The 3,310-nt window shown below is 65.4% G+C and carries 3 protein-coding genes; all 3 read right to left on the bottom strand.

The window, feature by feature from the left end; genetic code table 11:
• Nucleotides 1-634 (bottom strand): outer membrane beta-barrel protein (locus tag IT540_RS06695; protein WP_291174776.1); only part of this gene is annotated, 634 nt, incomplete at its 3' end.
• 212 nt (nucleotides 635-846) lie between these two features.
• Entirely contained in the window at nucleotides 847-1,854 is a 1,008-nt protein-coding gene (locus tag IT540_RS06690; RefSeq protein ID WP_291174774.1) for an NAD(P)-dependent alcohol dehydrogenase, read from the bottom strand.
• Between the two features lie 163 nt (nucleotides 1,855-2,017).
• Nucleotides 2,018-3,310 (bottom strand): methylmalonyl-CoA mutase family protein (locus tag IT540_RS06685; RefSeq protein WP_291174771.1); only part of this gene is annotated, 1,293 nt, incomplete at its 5' end.

Below are 3,310 nucleotides of genomic sequence, written 5' to 3'. Positions count from 1 at the left end.
TCTCGTCGAAATCGTAGTGCAGGTACTCGGCCTTGATCGACCAGTTGTCGGAAATGCGATATTCGACGCCGCCGCCAAGCACCCAACCATCGATCGTCTGCTCGTCGGTCAGATTGTGAGGGCCGCCCTGCGTCGCGGTCACTCCAGAGCAATAGCCTGAGACAACAGCACGCGCGTCGTTCGGGCAGGACTGCCCGAGAGAGGCCTTTGCCCAGCCCCAGCCGCCGGTCACGTACGGCAGGATGTTGTCGCCGATCGCATAGCCAAGGCGGCCGCGGACCGACCCGAGCCCGCTGATCTCGTGCGTCTGAACGAGGTAGTTTCCATCCCGGACGGTCTCGCTCAGATCGCCGAAGGCGTAATCGACCTCAATACCCAGGACGAGATTGCTGAACTGAAAATTGTAGCCAACCTGGCCACCGAGAAGGCCTCCCTCGAGGCTCGCGCGCGGTGGACCGCAGCCACCGCACGGTGCCGGAGGCGCCACATAAGGGTTCAATCCCGGATAGTCGATATCCGACCACGCATAACCGCCGTGAGCGCCGATATAGAAACCTGTCCAGTCTTGTGCGAACCCCGCTGTGGAAAAAGCTGATGAAGATAAAAATGCTAACGCAACAAGATACTTACGCATAACGTCCCCCAAACGCACACAATACAGTCAACAGATTATTAACACCTTATAAACTAATTGTATATCTGACATTGGCGATATACACGATGGCGTTGCAACCGAGCCACGCGCAACGCGCGTCGCCGCGCGCACGTCCGTATCCGCGCAAGGCAATGGCCTCGCCGGGAGTGGATTTCAGGCCTGCAGAATTGCGCCGGTAGCGTGCGCCGGCCTCAGATCTCCACGCAGATCTTGCCGAAGTGGCCGGCCTGCTCCTCGTAGCGGAACGCGTCTGCGAGCCCCACGAGCGGAAACGTCTTGTCTATGACCGGCCGGATCCCCGTTGCCTCGAGGCCGCGGATCATGTCGCGCTGGTGCGCGCGGCTGCCGACGATGATGCCCTTGAGCTTGATCTGCTTCGCCATCAGGGCGAGCGTCGGCACCTCGCCCTTGATGCCGGTCAGGATGCCGATCAGCGAGATATGCCCGCCGACGCGCGCCGCCGTGATCGACTGCGCGAGCGTGCCTGGCCCGCCGATCTCCAGCACGTGGTCGACGCCGCGCTTGCCGGTCCACCGGCGCACGGTGTCGCCCCAGTCGGCATCGGTCTTGTAGTTGACGGTGAAGTCGGCGCCCATCGCCCGCGCCCGCTCGAGCTTGGCATCCGACGACGAGGTGACGATTGCGGTCGCACCCATCGCCTTGGCGAACTGCAGCGCAAAGATCGCGACGCCGCCCGTGCCGAGGATCAGCACGCTGTCGCCGGCCTTGATGCCGCCTTCCACGACGAGCGCGCGCCACGCCGTCAGCGCCGCGCACGGCAGCGTCGCCGCCTCGATATGGCTCCAGCCCTTGGGCGCGTGCGTGAACCAGTCGGCGGGCGTCACGATGACCTCGCGCGCATAGCCGTCGAGGCCGTCGCCGGGCACGTACGCGAAGTTGCCGTGCGTCGGCTCTCCGTCCTGCCAGTACGGGAAGAAGCACGACACCACGTGATCGCCCGCGGTGAACTGGGTGACACCCGCACCGACCGCCTCCACGACGCCCGCGCCGTCTGACATGGGGATACGTCCGTCGTCGGCCGGAATGGCGCCGATCGTCACCGCATAGTCGTGATAGTTGAGGGAGCTCGCGTGCAGGCGCACGCGGATCTGGCCCGCGCCGGGCGGACCCGGATCGGCGATCTCGGCAACCTGCAGCTTGTCGAGCCCGCCGGGCTGCGAGACCTTGATGGATTTCATGGTAGATCGTCCTCCCCGTTGAACAGCGTGCACTGTCAGGGGAGGTAAGGGGCATATCCGTCGATTGCCACCCTACGAAGGTCTAGTCAGAAATTCGGCGGACGTCTGAGTTCGGGAAGCCGCGTGCATGGCTGCGTAGCAACCGCGATGGTTTTTGCGACGGCTACTCCGCCGCGGCCTTCGTGTACCCGTACTTCTCGTTGAGCTTCTGGATGAGGTCCGCGGCTGCCTTCGGGATGTTCGTGCCCGGGCCGAAGATCGCTTCCGCGCCGGCCGCGTAGAGCGCGTCATAGTCGTGCGGCGGGATCACGCCGCCGACCACGACCATGATGTCCTCGCGCCCGTCCTTCGCCAGCGACGCCTTGAGGTCCGGCACCAGCGTCAGGTGGCCGGCGGTCATGGTCGAGACGCCGATCACGTGCACGTCGTTCTCCACTGCCTGCCGCGCCGCCTCGTCGGGCGTCGCGAACAGGGGCCCGATGTCGACATCGAAGCCGAGGTCGGCGAAGGCGGAGGCGATCACCTTCTGCCCGCGGTCGTGGCCGTCCTGGCCCATCTTGGCGATCAGGATGCGCGGCCGCCGCCCGTCCATTTTCTCGAACGCCGCGGCCATCTGGATCACCGTGCCCACATCGTCGTTCATGGCGCCTGCCTCCGATCTGTAGACACCCGAGATCGTACGCACCTCGGCCCGGTGCCGCGTGAACACGCGCTCCATGGCTTCCGACATCTCGCCGACGCTGGCCTTCGCGCGCGCAGCCTTGACGCAGAGGTCGAGCAGGTTGGCGGTGCCCTTGGCGCCCTCGGTCAGGGCCGCCAGCGCCGCCTGTGTTTCCGCCTCGTTGCGCTCGCCGCGCAACCGTTTGAGCTTGGCGATCTGCTGCTCGCGCACGGAGTTGTTGTCGACCTTCAAGAGGTTGATCTCGAGGTCGTCTTTCGTCACGAGCTTGTTGACCCCGACGATGGTCTGCTTGCCGCTGTCGATGCGCGCCTGCGTGCGGGCGGCGGCCTCCTCGATGCGGATCTTCGGGATGCCGGCCGCGATGGCCTTGGCCATGCCGCCGAGCTTCTCCACCTCGTCGATGTGTGCCTTGGCCTTGAGCGCCAGCTCGTAGGTCAGTCGCTCGATGAAGTGGCTGCCGCCCCAGGGGTCGATCGGCCGGCAGGTGCCGCTCTCCTGCTGGATTAGGAGCTGCGTGTTGCGCGCGATGCGCGCCGAGAAGTCCGTCGGCAGCGCGATGGCCTCGTCGATGCCGTTGGTATGCAGCGACTGCGTGTGCCCCTGCGTCGCCGCCATGGCCTCGATGCAGGTGCGCGTCGCGTTGTTGAAGATGTCCTGCGCCGTGAGGCTCCAGCCCGAGGTCTGGCAATGCGTCCTGAGCGACAGCGAGCGCGCATCCTTGGGCGCGAACTCCTTTTTGATGAGCTCGGCCCAGAGCAGGCGCGCGGCCCGCAT

This window comes from Hyphomicrobium sp. (genome assembly GCF_020852195.1).
Taxonomy (GTDB): domain Bacteria; phylum Pseudomonadota; class Alphaproteobacteria; order Rhizobiales; family Hyphomicrobiaceae; genus Hyphomicrobium_C.
The sequence above is the reverse complement of the archived record's forward strand: the minus strand, read 5'-3'. Positions and strand labels throughout refer to the sequence as shown.

Coding starts and splice junctions, on each gene's coding strand:
- IT540_RS06690 (WP_291174774.1), bottom strand. CDS start 1,854: ATGAAATCCATCAAGGTCTCGCAGCCCGGCGGGCTCGACAAGCTGCAG.